General features: G+C 61.7%; 18 protein-coding genes. 10 read left to right on the top strand and 8 right to left on the bottom strand.

Annotation, left to right across the window (positions count from 1 at the left end):
- The first annotated feature begins 37 nt into the window (after positions 1–37).
- Positions 38–370 (top strand): YnfA family protein, encoded by a 333-nt coding sequence (locus ACM6HV_RS23845; protein ID WP_041069297.1) that lies wholly within the window; start codon positions 38–40, stop codon positions 368–370.
- 147 nt (positions 371–517) lie between these two features.
- The gene (csrA, locus tag ACM6HV_RS23840; RefSeq protein ID WP_041069300.1) at positions 518–703 is read left to right on the top strand and encodes a carbon storage regulator CsrA; all 186 of its coding nucleotides are present in this window, start codon (positions 518–520) and stop codon (positions 701–703) included.
- Here csrA and ACM6HV_RS23835 read toward each other — a convergent pair.
- The 5 genes from ACM6HV_RS23835 to mnmC all read right to left on the bottom strand — a co-directional run bounded on the left by ACM6HV_RS23835 (position 700) and on the right by mnmC (position 8,095).
- The gene (locus tag ACM6HV_RS23835; protein ID WP_003192759.1) at positions 700–927 is read right to left on the bottom strand and encodes a YheU family protein; all 228 of its coding nucleotides are present in this window, start codon (positions 925–927) and stop codon (positions 700–702) included. The genes csrA and ACM6HV_RS23835 overlap by 4 nt on opposite strands.
- A gap of 164 nt (positions 928–1,091) precedes the next feature.
- Positions 1,092–2,282 carry an osmoprotectant NAGGN system M42 family peptidase gene (locus ACM6HV_RS23830; RefSeq protein WP_041069309.1) on the bottom strand — a complete coding sequence of 397 codons (1,191 nt, stop codon included), beginning with the start codon at positions 2,280–2,282 and terminating at the stop codon, positions 1,092–1,094.
- A gap of 159 nt (positions 2,283–2,441) precedes the next feature.
- Positions 2,442–4,190 (bottom strand): N-acetylglutaminylglutamine synthetase, encoded by a 1,749-nt coding sequence (ngg, locus tag ACM6HV_RS23825; RefSeq protein ID WP_414905440.1) that lies wholly within the window; start codon positions 4,188–4,190, stop codon positions 2,442–2,444.
- Between the two features lie 3 nt (positions 4,191–4,193).
- A complete protein-coding gene (locus tag ACM6HV_RS23820) occupies positions 4,194–5,966 on the bottom strand; it encodes an N-acetylglutaminylglutamine amidotransferase (protein ID WP_414905439.1) in 1,773 nt (590 codons plus the stop codon).
- Positions 5,967–6,115: 149 nt separating this feature from the next.
- Positions 6,116–8,095, bottom strand: a complete 1,980-nt coding sequence (gene mnmC / locus ACM6HV_RS23815) for a bifunctional tRNA (5-methylaminomethyl-2-thiouridine)(34)-methyltransferase MnmD/FAD-dependent 5-carboxymethylaminomethyl-2-thiouridine(34) oxidoreductase MnmC (RefSeq protein ID WP_414905438.1) — start codon at positions 8,093–8,095, stop codon at positions 6,116–6,118.
- 337 nt (positions 8,096–8,432) lie between these two features.
- On the opposite strand from mnmC, the gene pap reads away from it, so the two are divergent.
- Both pap and ACM6HV_RS23805 read left to right on the top strand, forming a co-directional pair.
- Entirely contained in the window at positions 8,433–9,947 is a 1,515-nt protein-coding gene (gene pap, locus ACM6HV_RS23810) for a polyphosphate:AMP phosphotransferase (protein WP_041069320.1), read from the top strand.
- Positions 9,948–10,050: 103 nt separating this feature from the next.
- A complete protein-coding gene (locus ACM6HV_RS23805; RefSeq protein WP_414905437.1) occupies positions 10,051–11,235 on the top strand; it encodes a thiolase family protein in 1,185 nt (394 codons plus the stop codon).
- A 110-nt stretch (positions 11,236–11,345) separates the two neighbouring features.
- Here ACM6HV_RS23805 and ACM6HV_RS23800 read toward each other — a convergent pair whose 3' ends face one another.
- Complete coding sequence (locus ACM6HV_RS23800) at positions 11,346–11,540, bottom strand: DUF6316 family protein (RefSeq protein ID WP_414905436.1); 195 nt, start codon at positions 11,538–11,540, stop codon at positions 11,346–11,348.
- Between the two features lie 210 nt (positions 11,541–11,750).
- On the opposite strand from ACM6HV_RS23800, the gene ACM6HV_RS23795 reads away from it, so the two are divergent.
- Positions 11,751–12,710, top strand: a complete 960-nt coding sequence (locus ACM6HV_RS23795) for a DMT family transporter (protein WP_414905435.1) — start codon at positions 11,751–11,753, stop codon at positions 12,708–12,710.
- Between the two features lie 123 nt (positions 12,711–12,833).
- Here ACM6HV_RS23795 and ACM6HV_RS23790 read toward each other — a convergent pair whose 3' ends face one another.
- The gene (locus tag ACM6HV_RS23790) at positions 12,834–14,228 is read right to left on the bottom strand and encodes a class II fumarate hydratase (protein WP_414905434.1); all 1,395 of its coding nucleotides are present in this window, start codon (positions 14,226–14,228) and stop codon (positions 12,834–12,836) included.
- Between the two features lie 193 nt (positions 14,229–14,421).
- On the opposite strand from ACM6HV_RS23790, the gene ACM6HV_RS23785 reads away from it, so the two are divergent.
- The 5 genes from ACM6HV_RS23785 to ACM6HV_RS23765 all read left to right on the top strand — a co-directional run bounded on the left by ACM6HV_RS23785 (position 14,422) and on the right by ACM6HV_RS23765 (position 18,811).
- Complete coding sequence (locus ACM6HV_RS23785) at positions 14,422–14,940, top strand: DUF2059 domain-containing protein (RefSeq protein WP_003226938.1); 519 nt, start codon at positions 14,422–14,424, stop codon at positions 14,938–14,940.
- A gap of 12 nt (positions 14,941–14,952) precedes the next feature.
- Positions 14,953–15,252: a BolA family protein gene (locus ACM6HV_RS23780; protein ID WP_003226935.1), complete on the top strand. Its 300-nt coding sequence runs from the start codon at positions 14,953–14,955 to the stop codon at positions 15,250–15,252.
- 169 nt (positions 15,253–15,421) lie between these two features.
- A complete protein-coding gene (locus tag ACM6HV_RS23775) occupies positions 15,422–16,363 on the top strand; it encodes a rhodanese-related sulfurtransferase (protein ID WP_414905433.1) in 942 nt (313 codons plus the stop codon).
- Positions 16,364–16,398: 35 nt separating this feature from the next.
- Complete coding sequence (locus ACM6HV_RS23770; RefSeq protein WP_186448459.1) at positions 16,399–17,001, top strand: DsbA family protein; 603 nt, start codon at positions 16,399–16,401, stop codon at positions 16,999–17,001.
- Positions 16,994–18,811 (top strand): ABC transporter ATP-binding protein, encoded by a 1,818-nt coding sequence (locus tag ACM6HV_RS23765; RefSeq protein WP_414905432.1) that lies wholly within the window; start codon positions 16,994–16,996, stop codon positions 18,809–18,811. The genes ACM6HV_RS23770 and ACM6HV_RS23765 overlap by 8 nt, the downstream gene beginning before the upstream one ends.
- Here the strand turns inward: ACM6HV_RS23765 and ACM6HV_RS23760 are convergent, their stop codons facing one another.
- Positions 18,812–23,437, bottom strand: a complete 4,626-nt coding sequence (locus ACM6HV_RS23760) for a deaminase domain-containing protein (protein WP_414905431.1) — start codon at positions 23,435–23,437, stop codon at positions 18,812–18,814. It abuts the gene before it with no gap.
- Between the last annotated feature and the right edge of the window lie 81 nt (positions 23,438–23,518).

Raw genomic sequence — 23,518 nt, 5'->3', positions numbered from 1 at the left:
AGGGTGGCCGCAATGGTCACCCTGTCGAGACGCATCAATGCTCAATTACCTGTGGTTCTTCCTCGCGGCGCTGTTTGAAATCGCCGGTTGTTTCGCCTTTTTCATGTGGTTGCGCCAGGGCAAAAGTGCCTTGTGGGTGATCCCGGCGCTGCTCAGCCTGACGCTGTTCGCCCTGTTGCTGACGCGTGTCGAAGCGGCTTACGCCGGTCGCGCCTATGCCGCCTATGGCGGGATCTATATCGTCGCGTCGATTGGCTGGCTGGCAGTGGTTGAACGGATACGTCCCTTGGGTTCGGACTGGATCGGCGTGGCGCTGTGCGTGATCGGCGCCAGTGTGATCCTGTTCGGGCCGCGGTTTAGCGCCGCGTGAGGCGAGACTGTTTAGCGATTTGCAGGAAACGTCTGACGGGCGCAGCGCTTGCGGGTGTAGGGCAAGACTGAATTGCTCGCCATGCATTGTAGAGCGGGCGTGCACCGCGCATCTTCAGGGCTGGCTAACCCTTGAAGGATGAACTCCATGCTTGTACTCAGCCGTGTTGTGGGCGAGTTGATTTCCATCGGTGACGACATTTCCCTGCGGGTGTTGTCCGTCAACGGCTCCAGTGTGCGCTTTGGTGTCGAAGCGCCGCAGAAGATCAATGTGCACCGTTCGGAAGTCTACGAGCGGATTCAGCGCAAACAGGCCACCGAGAAGGTCCGCTAGTCGAACAGGTGCTTGGGCACATCGTGTTTGAGCATCAGTTGGCATTGTTCGCTTTCCGGGTCGAAGACGATCAGCGCCTGGCCTTTGGTCAACGCCTGGCGTACGCGCAGCACGCGGGTTTCCAGCGGCGTGTCATCACCGTTGTCGGTGCCATCGCGAGTGACAAAGTCCTCGATCAGGCGGGTGAGGGTGTCGACTTCTAGAGCGTCGTAGGGAATCAGCATGGGCACCTCGGTTCAATCAATGACGGGATGCTACGGCGATTACGATATCCCTGCCAGTTTTCGTGGCGTGCCAATTCGCGAGCAGGCTCGCTCCCACATTTGGAATGCGTGCCCTCTGTGGGAGCGAGCCTGCTCGCGAAGATGCCTGGTCAGCCAACAAGGATTCAACTGTCGGAACGCTGCCCCACCAGACTGTCCACCGAAGGCACTCGCGTATCGCTCTCCATCTGCGTGTCGTGCTCGATCTGGTGACTGAAGCGATCCAGCGAAGCATTGGCCGGCGCGGCATCGCTGGCAAATACCGGCGGACTCAGAATGTACGCTCCAAGCAAACGACTGAGCGCCGCCAGACTGTCGATGTGCGTGCGCTCGTAGCCATGGGTTGCATCACAACCGAAGGCGAGCAGGGCGGTGCGGATGTCGTGCCCGGCGGTCACCGCCGAATGCGCGTCGCTGAAGTAATAGCGGAACAGGTCGCGCCTTACCGGCAGTTCGTTTTCACTGGCCAGCCGCAGCAAATGTCGCGACAGGTGATAGTCGTAAGGGCCACCGGAATCCTGCATCGCTACGCTCACTGCGTGCTCACTGGAGTGCTGGCCCGGCGCAACCGGCGCAATGTCAATGCCGACGAATTCGCTGACATCCCACGGCAAGGCCGCTGCCGCGCCGCTGCCGGTTTCTTCGGTGATGGTGAACAGCGGATGACAGTCGATCATCAATTCCTGACCGCTGTCGACGATGGCTTTGAGCGCGGCGAGCAGCGCGGCGACACCCGCCTTGTCGTCGAGGTGACGGGCGCTGATGTGGCCGCTGTCGGTGAACTCCGGCAACGGGTCGAACGCCACCACGTCGCCGACACTGATGCCCAGTGAGTCGCAATCGGCCTTGGTTGCGCAGTAGGCATCCAGACGCAGTTCGACGTGATCCCAACTGATCGGCATTTCGTCCACGGCGGTGTTGAACGCGTGCCCGGAGGCCATCAATGGCAACACGCTGCCGCGAATCACACCGTTGTCGGTGAACAGGCTGACGCGGCTGCCTTCGGCAAACCGGCTCGACCAGCAGCCGACCGGGGCCAGCGTCAGGCGACCGTTGTCTTTCACCGCGCGCACGGCGGCACCAATGGTGTCGAGGTGCGCGGAAACGGCGCGGTCGGGGCTGTTTTTCTTGCCCTTGAGCGTGGCGCGGATGGTGCCGCGACGGGTCATTTCGAAAGGGATACCGAGTTCTTCCAGACGCTCCGCGACGTAGCGCACGATGGTGTCGGTGAAGCCGGTGGGGCTGGGGATGGCGAGCATTTCCAGCAGGACTTTTTGCAGGTAGTTCAGATCCGGTTCGGGGATTTGTGTGGTCATGGAAACTCCTGATGAGTTGAGGCGCATCGATGGTTTCGATGAGGAAGATTTGTGGCGCCTGATTCGGCCCCTTCGCGAGCAGGCTCGCTCCCACATTTGGATGCGTTCCCCTGTGGGAGCGAGCCTGCTCGCGAAGACATCAGCCAAGACAAAGCAGAATCAAGAAACAGCCGGCTGACTGTGCGGAAACAACAAATCGACAAACCGCTCCGCCGTCGGCTGCGGCTCGTGATTGGCCAGGCCAGCGCGTTCGTTGGCTTCGATAAACACGTACTCCGCTTGATCCGCTGCCGGCACCATCAAGTCGAGGCCGACCATTGGAATATCCAGCGCCCGCGCTGCACGAACGGCGGCATCGACCAGAGTCGGGTGCAGAATCGCCGTGACGTCTTCCAGCGTGCCGCCGGTGTGCAGATTGGCGGTGCGGCGCACAAACAGGTGTTCGCCTGCCGGCAAGACAGTGCTGTAGTCATAACCGGCCGCGTGCAGGGTGCGCTGGGTTTCGTGATCCAGCGGGATCTTGCTTTCGCCCCCGGTGGCGGCTTGCCGGCGTCGACTCTGGGCCTCGATCAGCGCACCGATCGAATGATGGCCGTCACCGACCACCTCGGCGGGACGACGAATCGCTGCCGCCACCACTTCAAAACCGATCACCAGAATCCGCAGGTCGAGGCCTTCGTGGAAGCTTTCGAGCAGTACGCGGCTGTCAAAACGCTTGGCGGCTTCGATGGCCTGCTGCACCTCTTCGATGCTCTGCAAATCCACCGCCACGCCCTGGCCCTGTTCACCGTCGAGCGGCTTGACCACCACCCGCTGATGCTCATCGAGAAACGCCAGATTGTCGTCGGCGTTGCCCGCCAGTTGCTGCGAGGGCAGCTTCAGGCCGGCGCCTTTCAACACGTTGTGGGTCAGGCTCTTGTCTTGGCACAAACTCATGCTGATCGCGCTGGTCAAGTCGCTCAGCGATTCGCGGCAGCGCACCCGACGTCCGCCATGGCTGAGGGTGAACAGCCCGGCTTCGGCGTCGTCCACCTGCACGTCGATGCCGCGCCGATGCGCTTCCTCGACGATGATCCGCGCATAAGGGTTGAAATTGGCTTCCGGCCCGGGCCCGAGGAACAGCGTCTGGTTAATGCCGTTCTTGCGTTTGATGGCGAAGGTCGAGAGGTTGCGAAAGCCGAGTTTGGCGTAGAGATTCTTGGCCTGACGGTTGTCGTGCAGCACCGACAGGTCGAGATAACTCAGGCCACGACTCATGAAGTGTTCGATCAAGTGCCGCACCAGCACTTCGCCGACGCCGGGCCGCGAACATTGCGGATCCACCGCCAGGCACCACAGGCTGCTGCCGTGTTCCGGATCGTTGAAGGCTTTCTGATGATTGAGGCCCATGACGCTGCCGATTACCGCGCCGCTGTCTTCATCTTCGGCCAGCCAATAAACCGGGCCGCCTTGATGATGCGGGGTCAGGCGCGTGGCATCGATCGGCAGCATGCCGCGTGCCTGATACAGCAGATTGATTGCTTGCCAGTCGGCTTCGCTTTGTGCCCGGCGAATGCGGAAGCCGCGAAAGACCCGGGTAGCCTGGCGGTAATCGCTGAACCACAGGCGCAGAGTATCGGACGGATCGAGAAACAGTTGCGTCGGTTCCAGCCCGAGAATCTGTTGCGGTGCGGCAACGTACAGGGCGATATCGCGCTCGCCGGGCTGTTCGTTGAGCAGTTCCTGCGCCAGCGTCGCCGGGTCAGGAAAGGTGTGACCGATCAGCAGCCGGCCCCAACCGCAATGCACGGCGATGGGGTCGGCGCCGAGTTCGCTGCCGTCTTCGGCCAGACGCGCCTGCAAGCGTTCATACGACGGTGTCTGGCCGCGCAACAGGCGTTGATTGATAGCCGTGGCGTGAGGTTTCATCAATCAGATTCCTTGTTCACTGAGCCACAGGTTCAGGGCCGCCAGCTGCCACAGTTTCGAGCCGCGCAAAGGCGTCAGTTGGCCTTGCGGATCCGTCAGCAGTTTGTCGAGCATGGCCGGGTTGAACAGGCCGCGATCCTGGCTCGGATCCAGCAGCAGTTCACGCACACAGTTCAGGGTGTCGCCTTGCAAATGCTTGAGGCCCGGCACCGGGAAGTAACCTTTCTTGCGGTCGATCACTTCGCTTGGAATGACCAGACGCGCCGCTTCTTTGAGCACCTGTTTGCCGCCATCGGGCAGCTTGAACTGGCCGGGAATCCGCGCCGAGAGTTCCACCAGGCGATAGTCGAGAAACGGCGTGCGCGCTTCCAGACCCCAAGCCATGGTCATGTTGTCGACGCGTTTGACCGGGTCGTCCACCAGCATCACCGTGCTGTCCAAACGCAGCGCTTTATCGACCGCGGCCTCGGCGCCGGGTTGGGCGAAGTGTTCCTTCACGAAGTCGCCGGCTGCGTCGTTGGCGGTCAGCCATTTCGGCTGCACGGTGGAGGCGTAGTCGTCGTAGCTGCGGTCGAAGAACGCCGCGCGATAGGCCGCGTAGGGATCGGCCGCACCGTCGACCTGCGGGTACCAGTGATAACCGGCGAACAGTTCGTCGGCGCCCTGGCCGCTCTGCACCACTTTGCAGTGCTTGGCCACTTCGCGCGACAGCAGATAGAAGGCGATGCAGTCGTGGCTGACCATCGGCTCGCTCATCGCGCGGAATGCCGCGGGCAGTTGCTCGATGATCTCTTTTTCGTCGATGCGCAATTGATGGTGCTGCGTGCCGTAGTGTCTGGCGATCAGATCGGAATACTGAAACTCGTCACCGCGCTCGCCGCCAGCGTCCTGGAAGCCGATGGAAAAGGTCGACAGGTTCTCCACGCCGACTTCACGCAACAGGCCGACGAGCATGCTCGAATCGACACCGCCGGACAGCAGCACGCCGACATCCACCGCCGCCCGTTGACGAATCGCCACCGCTTCGCGGGTGCTGTCGAGCACGCGGTCGCGCCAGTCTTCGAGGGTCAGGTGTTTCTCATCATCGTGCGGGCCGTAGGGCAGGGTCCACCAGGTTTTCTGTTCGGTGCGGCCATCGGCTTCGACGCGCATCCAGGTCGCTGGCGGCAGCTTTTCGATGCCCGCGAGCAAGGTGCGTGGAGCAGGCACCACCGCATGGAAATTCAGGTAGTGATTGAGCGCCACCGGATCGAGGATCGGGTTGATGTCGCCGCCCTTGAGCAGCGCCGGCAGGGCCGAGGCAAAGCGCAAACGCTGGCCGGTGCGCGACAGGTACAAAGGCTTGACGCCGAGGCGGTCACGGGCAATGAACAGGCGCTGCGCATCGCGCTCCCAGATGGCGAAGGCGAACATCCCATTGAGTTTTGGCAGCAGCGCTTCACCCCAGGCGTGGTAGCCCTTGAGCAGCACTTCGGTGTCGCCACCGGAATAGAAGGCGTAGCCCAGCGCTTCGAGTTCGGCGCGCAGTTCCGGGAAGTTGTAGATCGCGCCATTGAAGGCCAGGGACAAACCGAGTTGGCTGTCGATCATCGGCTGCGCCGAGCCGTCCGACAGGTCCATGATTTTCAGGCGACGATGGCCGAGGGCAATCGGCCCTTGAGCATGGAAGCCCCATGCGTCGGGGCCGCGAGGGGCCAGGTGATGGGTGATTCGCTCTACCGCTGCAAGGTCTGCAGGTTGATGATCAAAACGTAACTCGCCAGCTAATCCGCACATAAAGTCCTTACCGGTTTTTCCGTTGGGGAGGGGTGATTCAAGTCTGGCCAAAATGGCCGGTACTCAGAAACTGACCCGCTGCAGATGTGGGAGTTTTAGAACGATGAGTTATAAGAGGGGGCGACTGACCAGCGGCCAGCCGCCGTTTTTCATTTGCCGCGAATCAACGTGCGCAACGCGAAACGGTTGGGATGGCACGCCTCGGCGACGCTTTTCGGCAGTGGCAGCGGCTCGTTGTCCAGCCACGCCGCGAGCAGTTCACCAGACAGTGGCGCGGTGATCAGCCCGCGTGAACCGTGACCGCTGTTGACGTAGAGGCCATCGAGCCACGGGCAGGCGATGTCCGGCACTTGTCGCGCATCCTTGCTCAACGCGGCATAGGCCTCGGCGAAGGCTTCGCGGTCGGCGAGGGGGCCGACAATCGGCAGATAGTCAGGACTGGTGCAGCGGAATGCGGCGCGTCCTTCCAGGGTTTCCGGGGGCAGCCCATTGATGTGCAGACGCGCTACCCAATCGCTGGAGATCTCTTCGAGCATCGCCAGATTGCCCAGGTGTTCGGCGGTGGTCGGTGTCAGGTCATTGCTGTTGAAGTCGAAACTGGCGCCGAGCGTGTGTTCGCCCAGACGCGCCGGGGCGACATAACCTTCGGCGCAGACCACAGTGCGCAGCGCCTGACTCTCGGCGGTTTGTGGCAGGCGCGTGATCTGCCCGCGAATGCGCTTGAGCGGCAGCTCGGCACTTTGCGCAAAGCGTTTGATCTCCGCTGCGCCGGCCAGCACCACCACTGGCGCGCTTGCAAGCACCCGTTCGCCATCGAGGGCTTGCCACTGTCCCTCGACCTTGCGCAGTTCCAGCACATTGTGATGCTTGAGCCATTGGATGTTCGGTTGCGCGGCTTGTGCCTGGCACAGCGCGGGCGGATGCACCCAGCCCCCTTCGGGATAGTACAAACCGCCATGGGCCAGACCGATGCCGGCCTGAATCTCGGCTTGCGGCTGATCGAGCCAGTGCACCAGGTCTTCCGGGAACGCCGCGGCCAGTTGCGCCTGACGCTCGGCTTCCTTGGCATTGAACGCCAGTTGCAGCACGCCGCAATCGTCCCAGTCGGTGCCGCGTTGCAGGGTTTCCAGCAGACGGCGGGTGTAGCCGAAGCCGCTGACGATCAGTTGCGACAACGCGGTGCCGTGGGCCGACAGCTTCAGGTACAGCACGCCCTGTGGATTGCCTGACGCTTCCTGCGCCACCTCGGCATGCCGCTCCAGCAGACTGACCTGCCAACCGCGCGCCGCGAGGCTGGCGGCCGTGGCACAACCGGCCAGTCCGGCGCCGATCACCAGCGCCCGACGGTCAGTGGTCAGCGGAGCAGGGCGGGCGAACCACGGTTTGTCCGGCAGCGGTGGCGCGACGTCCTGCGGCCAGCCGAGAAACTCGCCGCGCAGGATCTCCCACTTGTGGCCGATGCCCGGTGTGCGTTTCATTTTGAACCCGGCGGCGTTGAGCAAACGCCTGACCCAACCGGTGCTGGTGAAGGTACTGATGGTCGACCCCGGAGCAGCCAGTCGAGCCAGTTCGACGAACAGTTCTGCGGTCCACATGTCGGGGTTTTTCGCCGGGGCGAAACCGTCGAGAAACCACGCGTCAATCTGCGCATCGAGTTGCGGCAGCTGCTCCAGCGCATCGCCGATCAACAGCGTCAGCGTGACCCGGCCATTGCCGAGGACGATCCGCTGAAAGCCCTGATGGATTGCCACGTAATGGGTCAGCAGTTGATCGGCCAGCGGCTTGAGTTGCGGCCACAGGGCCAGAGCCCGCTGCAGATCCGCCGGACTCAGCGGGTACTTTTCGACACTGACAAAATGCAGCCGTGCTCCGGCCACTGCGTGCTGCTCAAACAGTTGCCAAGCACAGAGAAAATTCAGCCCGGTGCCAAACCCGGTTTCGCCGATCACCAGTCGCCCGTGCGCCGGCAACGCGGCAAAACGCTCGGCCAGGCGATTCTGTTCGAGGAACACATAACGGGTTTCATCCAGCCCCGACTGGTCGGAAAAATACACATCGTCGAACACCCGCGAGCGCGGGCGTCCCTGGTCATCCCAGTCGAGTTGGGCGTGGGGCAGTACAGGTTTCATGGCAGGCTCGGCAACGACAAGGCGGCCATTCTAGCTGATCGGGCGGAGGGTGCTTGATCCATGGCAAGTGATCCTTGGATCGAATGCAGGATCATCACCGGCTTTTGTGGCGAGGGAGCTTGCTCCCGCCGGGGTGCGAAGCAGCCCCAAAACCAGCGATCGCAATTTGTCTGGAGGACGGTGGCTGCAGGTCTTGCGACTGCTGCGCAGCCGAGCGGGAGCAAGCTCCCTCGCCACAGTTTACTCATTCATCCCAATTGCCATGGTGTGCGGAATTTCTCCGCCGTGCCCGTGCCCAATCCGCTAGTCTTGCTGAATCCTGGAAGGAGCCGTCCCCATGTTTGAATCCGCCGAAATCGGCCATGCCATCGACAAAGAGACTTACGACGCGGCTGTGCCTGCCTTGCGTGAAGCACTGCTGGAAGCGCAGTTCGAGTTGCAGCAGCAGAAGCGTTTCCCGGTGATCATTCTGATCAACGGCATCGAGGGCGCCGGCAAGGGCGAGACCGTCAAGTTGCTCAACGAATGGATGGACCCGCGTCTGATCGAGGTGCGCACCTTCGATCAGCAGACCGATGAAGAACTGGCGCGGCCACCGGCGTGGCGTTACTGGCGGATGCTCCCGGCCAAAGGACGGATGGGCGTGTTCTTCGGCAACTGGTACAGCCAGATGCTTCAGGGCCGGGTTCACGGGCTGTTCAAGGATCCGCGGCTGGATCAGGCGATCAACGCCGCCGAGCGTCTGGAAAAGATGCTCTGCGATGAAGGCGCGCTGATCTTCAAGTTCTGGTTTCACCTGTCCAAGAAACAGATGAAAGCGCGGCTCAAGGCGCTGGCCGACGACCCGCTGCACAGTTGGCGCATCAGCCCGCTGGACTGGCAGCAATCGCAGACCTACGACAAGTTCGTCAAATACGGCGAGCGCGTGTTGCGCCGCACCAGCCGCGACTACGCGCCTTGGCACATCATCGAAGGCATGGACGCCAACTACCGCAGCCTCGCGGTGGGCAAGATCCTGCTGGAGGGCTTGCAGAATGCGCTCAAGCGTCCTGAAGTGCATACCGAAGAGGTCAACGCCGCCCCGTTGGGCACTGCCGTCGACGAACTCAACCTGCTCGACAGCCTCGACCTGAACCAGCAGCTGGAAAAGAAAGATTACGAAGAACAACTGATCACCGAGCAGGCGCGGCTGTCCGGGTTGATGCGTGACAAGCGCATGCGTCGCCATGCGTTGGTGGCGGTGTTCGAAGGCAATGATGCGGCGGGCAAGGGCGGGGCGATTCGCCGGGTGGCGGCGGCGCTCGATCCGCGTCAGTACAGCATCGTGCCGATTGCCGCGCCGACCGAAGAAGAGCGCGCGCAGCCGTATCTGTGGCGCTTCTGGCGACATTTGCCGGCGCGGGGCAAGTTCACCGTGTTTGATCGCTCGTGGTATGGCCGGGTGCTGGTGGAGCGGGTCGAGGGCTTTTGCAGCCCGGCCGACTGGTTGCGCGCCTACAGCGAGATCAATGACTTCGAAGAGCAGATCGCCGACGCCGGGGTCATCGTCGTCAAGTTCTGGCTGGCGATCGACAAGGACACGCAGATGGAACGTTTCCAGGCCCGCGAGCAGATCCCGTTCAAGCGCTTCAAGATCACCGAGGACGACTGGCGCAACCGCGACAAGTGGGACGCCTACCGCGCCGCCGTGGGCGACATGGTCGACCGCACCAGCACCGAGATTTCGCCGTGGACGCTGGTCGAGGCCAATGACAAGCGCTGGGCGCGGGTCAAGGTGCTGCGTACGATCAACCGTGCCCTCGAAGAGGCGTTCGAGAAGTCCGACAAGCGCGCGAAAAAACACAAGGACTGAGCCGATGGCCACGCATACGCGGGGTGAATGATTGTCGCGGTCGGCGGCGGGGTGGACTTATTCTCGGTTGACTCTCCTCCGACAACAACAATTGAGGTATGCCATGCGTGAAGTGGTGATCGTCGACAGCGTGCGGACCGGCCTGGCCAAGTCCTTTCGCGGCAAGTTCAACCAGACCCGCCCCGACGACATGGCGGCCCATTGCGTCAACGCGCTGCTGTCGCGCAACGACATCGACCCGGCCAGCGTCGAGGACTGCATTGTCGGCGCTGGCTCCAACGAGGGCGCGCAGGGTTACAACATTGGTCGCAACGTGGCGGTGCTCTCGCGGCTGGGCACCCATGTGGCCGGCATGACCCTCAACCGTTTTTGCTCCTCGGGTTTGCAGGCGATTGCGATTGCCGCTAACCAGATTGCTTCCGGTTGCAGCGACATCATTGTCGCCGGTGGCGTTGAGTCGATCAGCCTGACCCTGAAAAGCGTCAACACCGATCACCTGATCAATCCGCTGCTCAAACAGCAGGTGCCGGGCATCTACTACACCATGGGGCAGACCGCTGAAGTCGTGGCGCGGCGTTATGACGTCAGCCGCCAGGCGCAGGATCGCTATGCGCTGCAAAGCCAGTTGCGCACCGCCCAGGCTCAGGCGGCCGGGCTGTTCGATGACGAAATTGTGCCGATGGCGGTCAAGTACCGGGTCGAGGACAAGAACAGCGGTGAGGTGCAGATCCTCGACGGCATCGTCGATCGCGACGACTGCAACCGCCCGGACACCACTTACGAAAGTCTCGCCGGACTGAAACCGGTATTTGCCGAAGACGGCTCGGTCACCGCCGGCAACTCGTCGCAACTGTCCGACGGCGCGTCGATGACGCTGGTGATGAGTCTGGAGAAAGCCCTGCAACTGGGGCTCAAGCCGAAGGCGTTTTTCCGCGGCTTCACCGTGGCCGGTTGCGAGCCGGACGAAATGGGCATCGGCCCGGTGTTCTCGGTGCCGAAACTGCTCAAGGCCAAAGGCCTGCAGGTGGCGGATATCGATCTGTGGGAGCTGAACGAGGCGTTTGCTTCGCAGTGTCTGTATGCCCGCGACCGGCTGGAGATCGACAACGAAAAATACAACGTCAACGGCGGCTCGATTTCCATCGGCCATCCGTTCGGCATGACCGGCTCGCGGCAGGTCGGACATCTGGTGCGTGAGTTGCAACGGCGTAATTTGCGTTACGGCATCGTGACCATGTGCGTGGGGGGCGGGATGGGGGCGACGGGGTTGTTTGAGGCGGTGCGCTGAACACTGGAAGGTGGGGTGGTTGATCTACCGCTTTCGCGAGCAGGCTCGCTCCCACATTGGAACGCATTCACCTGTGGGAGCGAGCCTGCTCGCGAAGAGATCGACCGGATTTACCGGCTGGAGTCCACAACCTGCATCCGCGCGATATACGCTTTTATTTCCTGCTCAGCCTTCTCCGGGGAAGCGAACGGCCCTTCAAGGGTGTTCTCCCGCGTGCAGAAAAACAGTTCGCCATTGACCCGGCACATCCGCTCACTGCGAAAGTGGGTGGCGGGGGCGCTGTCTTGGGCGCGCATTCCGTACATGATCGGCCTCCTTGGTTGATGCGCTGAAAGGGATCCAATGAGCTTATGCCTGAAGCACTTGGCGCGCCCGGTCAGCCGATCAACGGCAAAACGTCAATTTAATGCTGCGACCTGCACAGTTTCATTCGCGGCCTGGCCCGAACTGTCCCTGTGTTGCGCCTGCGCGCGGGCCTAGAATGACCGCTCTCGTCAGCAGGCTTTGGGGTTCGCATGCACATTTCATCCGGTCGCTGGGTTTACGGTCTGTTCCTGGCGCTGCTGACGGCGTTCTTGTGGGGCATCCTGCCGATCAAGCTCAAACAGGTGTTGCAGGTGATGGACCCGATCACCGTGACCTGGTTTCGTCTGTTGGTCTCCGGTGGTTGCCTGTTTATTTATCTGGCGTCGGTCAAGCGTCTGCCGAGCCGCAAGGTCCTCGGCCCCCGGGGCGGCTGGCTGGTGTTGATGGCGGTGCTCGGGCTGGTGGGCAACTACGTGCTGTACCTGATGGGGCTCAATCTGCTCAGCCCCGGCACCGCGCAACTGGTGGTGCAGATGGGGCCGATCATGTTGCTGATCGCCAGCCTGTTTGTGTTCAAGGAGCGCTTCAGTATCGGTCAGGGCATCGGGCTGGCGGTGCTGCTGATCGGCTTCGTGCTGTTTTTCAATCAACGCTTGGCCGAGTTGCTGACGTCATTGTCGGACTACACCGCCGGCGTGTTGCTGGTGCTGTTGGCCTCGACCGTCTGGACGTTCTACGCGCTGGGCCAGAAGCAATTGCTCACGGTATGGAATTCGTTGCAGGTGATGATGGTGATTTACCTGTTCTGCGCTTTGTTGCTGACGCCGTGGGTGCATCCGCTCAAAGCGCTGGAATTGAGCCCGTTGCAGGGCTGGCTGCTGCTGGCTTGCTGCATGAACACGCTGATTGCCTACGGTGCATTTGCCGAGGCGCTGGCGCACTGGGAGGCGTCGCGCGTCAGTGCGACGTTGGCGATCACGCCGTTGGTGACCTTTGGCGCGGTGGCGCTGGCCGCGTGGATCTGGCCGGCGTATGTGCATGCCGAGCAGATCAATGGTCTGGGCTACGGCGGCGCGGTGCTGGTGGTGCTGGGGTCGGCGCTGGTGGCGTTGGGGCCGTCGTTGATTGCCGGGCTGAAGGCGCGGCGGATGCGCATTGCAGCCAGTTAGAACGCGCTGTTCCCATTCGCGAGCAGGCTCGCTCCCACATTAGAACGCTTTTCCAACATGAGAATGCGGTCGACTGTGGGAGCGAGCCTGCTCGCGAAGGCGGCCTGTCAGGCGCTACAAATCTTAGCCCTTGGCACCGGCCTCGATCATGTTCTCCGGCCGCACCCAGGCATCGAACTCTTCATCAGTCAGATAGCCCAGTTGCAACGCCGCTTCACGCAAGGTCAGGCCTTCGCTGTAAGCCTTCTTGGCGATTTCCGCCGACTTGTCGTAGCCGATGTGCGGATTCAACGCGGTCACCAGCATCAGGCCACGTTCCAGATGCTGCGCCATGACCTGCGCATCCGGCTCCAGCCCGGCGATGCAGTGCTGCTGGAAGTTGCTGCAGCCGTCGGCGAGCAGGCGGATCGATTGCAACACGTTATGGATGATCACCGGTTTGTACACGTTCAATTGCAGGTGACCCTGACTCGCCGCGATGCCGATGATGACATCGTTGCCCAACACTTGGCAGGCGAGCATCGACAGCGCTTCGCACTGCGTCGGGTTGACCTTGCCAGGCATGATCGAGCTGCCCGGTTCGTTGGCCGGCAGTTTCACTTCGGCAAAGCCTGCGCGAGGGCCGGAGCCGAGCAGGCGCAGGTCGTTGGCGATTTTCATCAGGGCCACGGCGAGGGTCTTCAGAGCACCGGACAGGCTGGTCAGCGGCTCATGCCCGGCCAGTGCGGCAAACTTGTTCGGCGCGGTGACGAACGGCAGGCCGGAGAGAGCGGCAAGCTCGGCGGCAATCGCTTCGCCAAAACCGTGCGGCGAATTCAGGCCGGTGCCGACGGCGGTGCCACCCTGCGCCAGTTCGCACACCGCCGGCAGTGCCGCACGGATCGCTCGCTCGGCGTAATCCAGCTGCGCTATGAACCCGGACAACTCCTGACCGAAGGTGATCGGCGTCGCGTCCATCATGTGCGTACGGCCGGTCTTCACCAGTTTCATGTGGCGCGCCGCCAGTTCGGCCAGACCACCGGACAGCTCGGCGATGGCCGGCAGCAATTGCTCCTGCACGGCTTTGGCCGTGGCGATGCTCATGGCGGTGGGGAAGCAATCGTTGGAGCTTTGCGAGCGGTTGACGTGATCGTTGGGGTGCACCGGCGTCTTGCCGCCGCGCGGGTTGCCGGCCAGTTCGTTGGCGCGGCCGGCAATCACTTCGTTGACGTTCATGTTGCTCTGGGTACCGCTGCCGGTCTGCCAGACCACCAGCGGAAACTGGTCGTCGTGTTGGCCGTCGAGGACTTCGTCGGCGGCCTGTTCGATCAGGCGGGCGATGTCGGCGGGCAGGTCGCCGTTGCGGTCGTTGACCCGGGCGGCGGCTTTCTTGATCAGGGCCAGCGCGTGCAATACCGGCAGCGGCATGCGTTCCTGACCAATGGCGAAGTTGATCAGCGAGCGTTGCGTCTGAGCACCCCAGTAGGCGTCGTCCGGGACTTCGATCTGGCCCAGGCTGTCGGTTTCGATACGGCTCATCGTGCACACTCCTGTTGGTCTGTTTGCGCAGTTTAGGCCCGGTCAGGCCCAGGTGGTTCCCTCGAACCGATTGTTGACCGGTAAAACCCGGCCAATCAAGCACGGCAAGGCTCGGGGGTTGAGCCACGAGGTTTTTTAGGCGCAGAATGGTCGCCCTTGGGGTTTGACCTCGCCTAGCTGAAAAGGAAACTCGATGACTCGTCTTCGTGCCATCTGCACCGCGGTTGCACTGGTTTGCGCCAGCGGCCAGGTGCTTGCCGATACCGCCAGCCACAACGCCAGTGCTGAAGCTTTCCTGACCCTGGCGCACGCTGACAAGCTGGGCACTCCGGTGTACATGCAAGTGCAGCAAATGTTCGCTCAGCGTTTTGAACAGACCAAAGCCCCGGAATCCAAAAAAGCCGTACTGGAAACCTACCAGGCCAAGGCCAACGCCGCGCTGGACCAGGCCATCGGCTGGAACAAGCTCAAGCCTGACATGGTCAAGCTCTACACCAGCAACTTCAGCGAATCGGAGCTGAAAGATTTGGTTGCGTTCTACCAGTCGCCACTGGGCAAGAAAGTCCTGGAGAAAATGCCGCAGCTGACCCAGCAATCGGCCCAGATGACTCAGGCCAAGCTGGAAAGCGCCGTGCCTGTCGTCAACAAGCTGCTCGACGACATGACCAACGAGCTGGCACCGAAAGGCGCTGCGCCGGCCAAGAAGAAGTAAGCGGAGTTCGTGATGACCATGCAACAACGCATCGAATCGACGCTGGGCCTGCTGCAGCCTGAGCATCTGCAAGTGCTGGACGAAAGCCACATGCACAGTCGCGGGTTGCAGACCCATTTCAAGGCGGTGGTAGTCAGTGCGCAGTTCGAAGGCCTGAACCGGGTCAAGCGCCACCAGAAAGTCTACGGCACGCTCGGCGAGCTGATGGGCGAGTTCCATGCGTTGGCGCTGCACACCTACACCCCGCAGGAATGGGCAGAAGTGGGCGCCGCCCCGGCGTCGCCGACCTGTGCCGGCGGTAGCAAACATTAAGATCAAAAGATCGCAGCCTGCGGCAGCTCCTACATTGGATTGAGTTCCCTGTAGGAGCTGCCGCAGGCTGCGATCTTTTTTGCTAGAATCCGCAACGCGCCGCTCACCCGGCGCGTTTTTTTTGAATCCGGTTCACCCTTTGCGAGGGTAGCCACCTGGAGAAATACCCATGACACAACCGATTGTCGTGGCGGCACTGTATAAGTTCGTCACCCTCGAAGATTACGTTGACCTGCGCGAGCCACTGCTCAAAGCGATGGTCGACAACGGCATCAAAGGCACGCTGCTGATCGCCGAAGAAGGCATTAACGGCACCGTGTCCGGCAGCCGCGAAGGCATCGATGGCCTGCTCGCCTGGCTGAAGAACGACCCGCGCATGATCGACATTGATCACAAAGAGTCGTACTGCGACGAGCAGCCGTTCTACCGCACCAAGGTCAAGCTGAAGAAAGAGATCGTCACCCTCGGCGTCGAAGGCGTGGACCCGAACAAAAAGGTCGGCACCTATGTCGAGCCGCAGGACTGGAACGCGCTGATCAGCGACCCGGAAGTGCTGCTGATCGACACCCGCAACGACTACGAAGTGGCAATCGGCACCTTCGAAGGCGCCATCGATCCGAAAACCACCAGTTTTCGTGAATTCCCCGACTACATCAAAGAGCACTTCGACCCGGCCGTGCACAAGAAGGTCGCGATGTTCTGCACCGGTGGCATTCGCTGCGAGAAAGCCTCCAGCTACATGCTGGGCGAGGGGTTCGAAGAGGTTTACCACCTCAAGGGCGGCATCCTGAAGTACCTCGAAGAAGTGCCGCAGGAAGAGACCAAGTGGCAGGGCGACTGCTTCGTCTTCGACAACCGCGTGACCGTGCGTCACGACCTCAGCGAAGGCGACTACGATCAATGTCATGCCTGCCGCACTCCGGTCAGTGTTGAAGATCGCGCCTCCGAACATTACGTGGCCGGCATCAGCTGCCCGCATTGCTGGGACAAGTTGAGCGAGAAAACCCGCCGCAGCGCCATCGATCGGCAGAAGCAGATCGAACTGGCCAAGGCGCGCAACATGCCGCACCCGATCGGCTACAACTATAAACAAGCATCCACCGAGGCTTGATCATGACTGCGCGCCTGCTCTATGTGATGGATCCGATGTGTTCGTGGTGCTGGGGGTTCGCTCCGGTCGCCAAGGCATTGGTCGAGCAGGCGCAGGCAGCGGGAGTGGAGCTGCACCTGGTGGTCGGCGGCTTGCGCACCGGCAGCGGTGCGGCGCTGGAACCGACCACGCGGCGCTACATCCTTGAGCACTGGCAAGCGGTCACCGAGGCCACCGGTCAGCCGTTCAAGTTCGACGGCGCGTTGCCCGACGGTTTTGTCTACGACACCGAGCCGGCCTGCCGCGCGATCGTTACCGCGCGCAGCCTGGCACCGGATTGCGCGTGGAAACTGGTCGGCCTGATCCAGCAGGCGTTTTACGCTGAAGGCCGCGATGTCACCCAGGCCAGTGTGCTGGTGGAGCTGGCTGAAAAGGCTGGCGTGCCGCGCATCGAGTTTGCTGCCTTGTTCGATCATGCCGACCAGCACAAAGCGACTCAGGCGGATTTCACTTGGGTGCAGGATCTGGGCATTGCCGGTTTCCCGACCCTGCTCGCCGAGCGCAATGGCCAACTGGCCTTGCTGACCAACGGCTATCAACCGCTCAGTGAGCTGTCGCCGTTGCTCGGTCGCTGGCTGGAGCGCGCAGCCTGTGCCTGACCGGGCCGATGACACGCCAGCCGTAAAGCGTGTCGACCGGCTGAGCTGGGCGGAAGTCCGGCGCCTGGCACTGCATCACAAAAAGTCTCTGTGGATCGCCAACGGCGTGGCCGTGCTGGCGACGCTGTGCAGCGTGCCGATTCCGTTGCTGTTGCCGTTGCTGGTGGACGAAGTCCTGCTCGGGCATGGCGATGCCGCGCTGAAAGTCATGAACCATGTGTTGCCGTCGATGTGGCAGCAGGCGGCGGGCTACATCGGTCTGATGCTGCTGGTCACGCTGACTTTGCGTTGCAGCGCCCTGTGTTTTGGCGTGTTGCAGGCGCGGCTGTTTGCCCGGCTGGCGAAAGACATCGTCTACCGCATTCGCGTGCGGCTGATCGAGCGCCTGAAAAGGATTTCCCTCGGCGAATACGAAAGCCTCGGCAGCGGCACTGTGACCACACATCTGGTCACCGATCTGGACACCCTCGACAAATTCGTCGGCGAAACCCTCAGCCGGTTTCTGGTGGCGATGCTGACCCTGGTCGGCACCGCGAGCATTCTGATGTGGATGCACTGGAAACTGGCGCTGCTGATCCTGCTGTTCAACCCGTTGGTGATCTACGCCACGGTGCAGTTGGGCAAGCGGGTCAAGCACCTGAAGAAACTGGAGAACGACAGCACCTCGCGTTTCACTCAGGCCTTGAGCGAAACCCTCGATGCGATCCAGGAAGTGCGCGCCGGCAACCGTCAGGGCTTCTTCCTCGGGCGACTCGGCTTGCGCGCGCAGGAAGTGCGTAACTATGCGGTCAATTCGCAGTGGAAGACCGATGCGTCGAACCGCGCCAGTGGTCTGCTGTTCCAGTTCGGCATCGACATCTTCCGCGCGGCGGCGATGCTCACGGTGCTGTTCTCCGACCTGTCGGTCGGGCAGATGCTCGCGGTGTTCAGTTACCTGTGGTTCATGATCGGCCCGGTCGAGCAACTGCTTAATCTGCAATACGCCTACTACGCGGCGGGCGGCGCGTTGGCGCGGATCAACGAACTGCTGGCGCGGGCTGACGAGCCGCAGTACCCGGGTGGCGTCGATCCGTTCAAGGGCCGTGAAACCGTGGGCATCGAGGTGCAGGGGCTGAGCTTCGGCTATGGCGAGGAGTTGGTGGTGGATCAGATGAACCTGTCCATTGCCCCCGGTGAAAAAGTCGCGATTGTCGGTGCCAGTGGCGGCGGCAAGAGCACGCTGGTGCAGTTGCTGCTCGGGTTGTACACGCCGTTGTCCGGTACCATTCGTTTCGGCGGTTCGACCCAGCAGGAAATCGGCCTGGAACTGATTCGCGAAAACGTCGCGGTGGTGCTGCAGCATCCGGCACTGTTCAACGACACCGTCCGCGCCAACCTGACCATGGGCCGCACCCGCAGCGACGAAGCTTGCTGGCAGGCACTGGAAATCGCCCAACTGGAGGCGACCATCCGCGCCTTGCCGGATGGCCTGGACAGTATCGTTGGACGTTCCGGCGTGCGCCTGTCCGGCGGTCAGCGCCAGCGTCTGGCAATTGCGCGGATGATCCTCGCCGAGCCGAAAGTGGTGATCCTCGACGAAGCCACCTCGGCCCTCGATGCCGCCACCGAATACAACCTGCATCAGGCCATGGCGCGCTTCCTCAGCGGCCGCACCACGCTGATCATTGCCCATCGCCTGTCGGCGGTGAAGCAGGCCGATCGCGTGCTGGTGTTCGACGGCGGGCAAGTGGCCGAGGATGGCGACCACCAGCAACTGATCGCTGACGGCGGCCTCTACGCCAAGCTCTACGGCCACTTGCAGCGTCTGTAATCAGCCCCACAGCACTTGCAGCGCCGCCTCCTCGCCGTCATGGCCAAATTGCTTCATCACCACCGAACAGGATTCGCACGGGCGCATGGTTGTCGCGATGTCGACCGAGCGGATCTCCTTTGGATCGGGGTATTTCTCGCGCAGCACGCTGATCAGCTTGCTTTCGCTGTCCAGCGAGGTCGGCCGGCTGGTCTGCGTCGGGTGATAGGTTTTCAGATCCTTGATGGTCAGCGGCACGGCCAGCAATTGCCCTTGCTCGGTGACCTCCAGCGAGGTGCGCGGGAAGGCCGGGTTGTAGTCGATATTGATGTAAGTGGTGCTGCCGATCCGCACATGATTGGCGCCCATGTGGCGAAACAGCGGCAGGCGCTGGGTGCTGCCCTGAGCGCCGGAGACGCTGACGTAGACTTCCCGTTTACCGCTGGCCGTGGTGACTTCGGCATAGGCGATGTTACGTGCGTTGAGCGGCCGTTCACGCACGGGTAACAGGTTGTGCAGTTTCTGCATGGCACTGTCGATACGCAGTGCTGCGTTGTTGTTGGCCGGGTTGATCGTCGGTGACAGGAACAACGTGTCGAAAATCTCTGCGGTTTTCTGCCGAAAGGCTTCTGGCGCTTCCTTGCTGCGCGCCCACGTGACGGCGCCTTCGGGCAGGCGGGTGACGATCATCCGCGTCGAGTGATCAAACATCAGCGCCTCGCCCGGGCTGGTGTCGACTTTCAGCCATTTCAGATTGTTGGCCGGACTGGCTGTGGTGCCGATGGGAATCGCTATCTGCTCCATGGTCTTCATCGCGCGCTGCACCGATTCGAGGCCATGGATGCGCACGATGTTGTTGGCGTGCAGCGAGCCGGTGTAGACGGTCAGCAATTCCGCACCGAGACTGCCGTCGGCCAGTTCGGCGGGGGCCAGGCGTTTGAATGTCAGCTGCCTGCCCGGGACTTCGCCTTTGGCGAAAGTGGCGAGGTAGTACTCATGGTTGTTGACCCGGAAAAATACATGGGTGGCCGAGTCGTCGATGGCCGGCAGCAGCACTGCGCCGACCTGATGTGAATCATTGATCCCGTCGTAGGTACCGCCGGTTTTTATCCGGGCATAAATACCTTTGCGAAACTGCAGCGTGGCTTGAATCTGCTTTCTTGGCACCAGCCTGCCCTGATTGAAGCCCAGACGACGCAGGTCACCGGTGAACAGCTGCGGGCGGTTATCGATGATTTGATAAAGCTTGGCATCGACCGCCAGGAACGTTCCTTCTTGCCGGGGCAGGGCGGCGGGCTCCGAAATCCGCTCGCCAAACCACGGCGCGTAACCTTTTTCCTTGTCGATCGTGCCAGGGCCGGGCGTCGGAGCCGGTTCTGCAGTGATGTAGCTGACGCGGCAGTCGCCCGCGCCCGGTGCGCGACGTACCCGGCATGGCAGCAGCGTCCAGTGCTGACTGTCATCAAGCAGATCGACCCGGCGCAGTTCATCGCCGTCGAGTCGATAGGGCACATCATCGATCAGTACTGTGATGCGTCCGCCAGCCTCGGGCATGAGTTCGATGCGCGTATCGGGCGCCAGCTCGATATCGAGCTGATTGTCGGTTTTTTTCACAACGCTGTAGTGCGAACGCCCTAGCGAAAAGTCGTGTTCGTGTGCGAGCAACTGAGGCCCGTAAGGACGGTCGGACAGCGGATCAAGCAGGTGATACCGGGAGTCGCTGACAGCAACGTTGCGCACCGGTACATCGTCAATGCCTTTGACCACGGCCAGATGATCGGCAGGGTTCAGTGCTTTCCAGCGCCCGGCATCCAGTGCCTGAGGCAGGCTGTGCATCAAGTCGTAGTCAGCGCTTCTGCCGGCCAGTTTTTTCAGGCGCATGACGGCGCGGTGTTCCAGATGTGCCACGGCTCGCACTGCGCTGATTGCGCCTCGACCGCCAAGCTTGAGCAAGGCAGGCACAGCGTCCAGCGGATTGAAGTTTCTCAAGCTCGAAACCAGCAGGTTCTTCGACAATTGCGCCATGCGTGGCAGTGCGACGCGAATCGTCATTTTTCCTGCCACTGCAGCGAGGCGGATGCTGCCGGCAACAAACTTGCCCAGGGGAATCGCGAACGAGACGATATCGAGGAACAGGCCGAGTACGCCCAGTGCGCGTTTCTCCGGGCTGTCCGATTGCAGGTCTTCGAGACTGCCCCAGAACGGAATAAAACCCTTGAGGGCATGAATCCAGTGCGTTTTGCTGTTGTCTTGTTCGAAGCGGGTTTTCCCCCAGGCGTCGCTGCGCAGCGCCTGTTCGTCGACATAGAACAACTGCGTCGCGATGAAAGAGGCGATTTGCACAGTGCGCGGCGAGGTGAAACTCAGGTTCGGCGAACCGTCCTGATGGGTCGCCGGGATCATCGAAACCGGAAGGGGCTCGCCCAGTGGTTCGAGGATGGCGATGCACATGGCGTCGGCGGCGGGGGACGAGCCGTTCCAGTGTGCCTCTCGGTCCAATGGCAGGCGGCGGGCGACGATGCGAGTGATGCTCTGCGCCCTGGTGCGTCCACGTTTGGGCGGCAGTGGTGGCAATAACACACCGCCCATATGGGTGCTATCCAGATCTGTACGTTGGCGAATGATGCCGGCGCGCGGCAGGCATTCGTAGAAGCGTGATAAGCCCTGATACGTCACTTGCAGAAAGAAACCCATGCGTGCCCGAAGCGGCAGGATGTTTTCCGGTGTTTCCAGGTGAGCCTCGATGTGCCGCGTCTTATCCCTGAGGCTGTGAATCCTCACTTCGCCGTGTTCCAGTGCCCGGCGGTCAGCCCATGGCAGAGTGACCAGCAGCGACTTGATCAAATATTCATAGGCTTTGCGGGTCTTGCTCAGATAATCGTCGAACTGCTGATCGAACACTGTCCTGATATCGGGCAGGGTGCACTTGCTCGGGAAGCGTGAAACACGTTCGCCTGGTTGATGTCCGGTGTCGACAAAACCACTGTGCAGGTTGCCTTCCGGATTCAGGCTGATCCATTCGCTGGCGTTGCGGCCATCGCTGCTGACGTACCAGCGCGTTTCGTTGTTCAGCCCGCCAGAGGCATAGACCTCCAGCAGCGGCCAAGTGCGCAATGCCACTTCCTCGGTATCGATAATGCTGCGTCGGGCACGGTTGCGCGCTGAATGATGATAGCGCTTGAGGCGAATCGTCGTGTGATCGTACAGATCGTTGGTCAGCGCCTTGTCCAGTTCCTGTTGCGCCAGGGCGAGTCTGCGTGGCGGTTCGATGTCCAGTTGCAGGATCGCCGCGTTCAGTTGTTTCTCGTGGTCTTCCAGAGCGTTCAGCGGCGCGTGACCGTCGCAGGCTTCGCTCGCGACAGCCAGCGCTCCGGTGGCTGCGGTCCAGGTACGTGCGGCAGCCACTCGGGTCATGGCGATCAGGGTTTGCAGGTCGCTGCTGGCGTTGTGACTTTTGTGCAGCGGCAGATCGACCAGTTGCTGGAAGCTCAGATACTCCAGCGACCGTGGATCAAGGGCATGAGCGAGGTGCACGCCATGCACGAAATTGACCCAGACCACCGAGCTGGCGTAAGGCAGGTCGTCAGGGATGTCGCGCACTTGAAATTCCGGTCCGAATTGCGCCAGACAGACCCATCCCAGCAGGTGTTTCTCGATCGTCGTCGAGGTTCGGTGAGAATCCTCCAGATGCTGTAAAAAGTCCCGGCGAATGGTGGCGTAGCCGGCTCCGTAGTGAGCGCGTTGTTCGAGCGCAAAACCGGCCACTTCGGTCGAACTGCGGTTGCCAGGCAGGTCGTACCACAGGCACAAGGCTTCGAGCAGTAAACGCAGGCCGATGTCGGGGACGGTCAGTTCATCAGGTCGGGCGCCGTACCATTGCAGCCTTTGCAGCAAGCGCTGGCCCAGGTCATGGGCCTGGGGGGTGTCGAGCAGGCGCTCCAGGCAGGTGGCGGGCTGCTGCTCCAGTTGCTGGACGGTAAAAGGAGGCGTGACTTCGCTGGCCAGGCTGTCAATGGCCGACAGGGGTTTGCCGATGAGCCAGTCGCCCATCACGTCGTGAATCGTGGCTTTGTCCTCGTCGCTCATCAACACCGCGAGCGTCGGGTGATGTCGCAGATTCAGTCGGTGACTGGCGCGCTGTTCTTCTACTTTGCCGATCAGCCGGGTCAGTGCCGTGGCGTCCGGTGCGTCCGCAAATGTGAACCCGGACTCACGCAGCAGTTGTGACAACGGCTGCAGCCTGTCGGAACGCAGGTGTGCGCCTATACTCAGCAACGCTCGCTGAAACGCTTGAAGGCTGCTGGAGGCTTTGCTGACGCTCTCGATGACATAACGGTCGACGCTGCCATCGAGGCGGTTGAGGGAGAAACTGCATTGATCAGCCGTGGCGTCGACTTGCAGCAGGTCTCCTCTGGCGGTCTGCAGAAACGCGGTCAATTGCGGTTCGCCGCTGTTTTCGATCAGCGTTTGCAGAATGTTTTGCGCCTGGTCTTGCGCTGCGCCCAGGCGTGAATGTGCCTGGGGCCCCAGGTAGTAGGACTCCAGTGAAGTCGAAGCGTCGAGGACCGCGCGCAGGGCAGTGATCATTGCGCGGTATTCGCTCTGTTGGGCAGTATGGCGTTGCAGCGCGGTTGTAAGTGACTGCATGGAAAACGGCTCTGGATGATTGAAAGCCGTCAGTGTCGAAGCATCGCGCACCTCGGGTGCGGTACATATGTATGGTCGGTT

The sequence above is a fragment of the Pseudomonas sp. IT-P260 genome, from assembly GCF_949768395.1.
Classification (GTDB): domain Bacteria; phylum Pseudomonadota; class Gammaproteobacteria; order Pseudomonadales; family Pseudomonadaceae; genus Aquipseudomonas; species Aquipseudomonas parakoreensis.
Note: the sequence above shows the minus strand (reverse complement) of the source record. Positions and strands in the feature narration are given on the sequence as shown.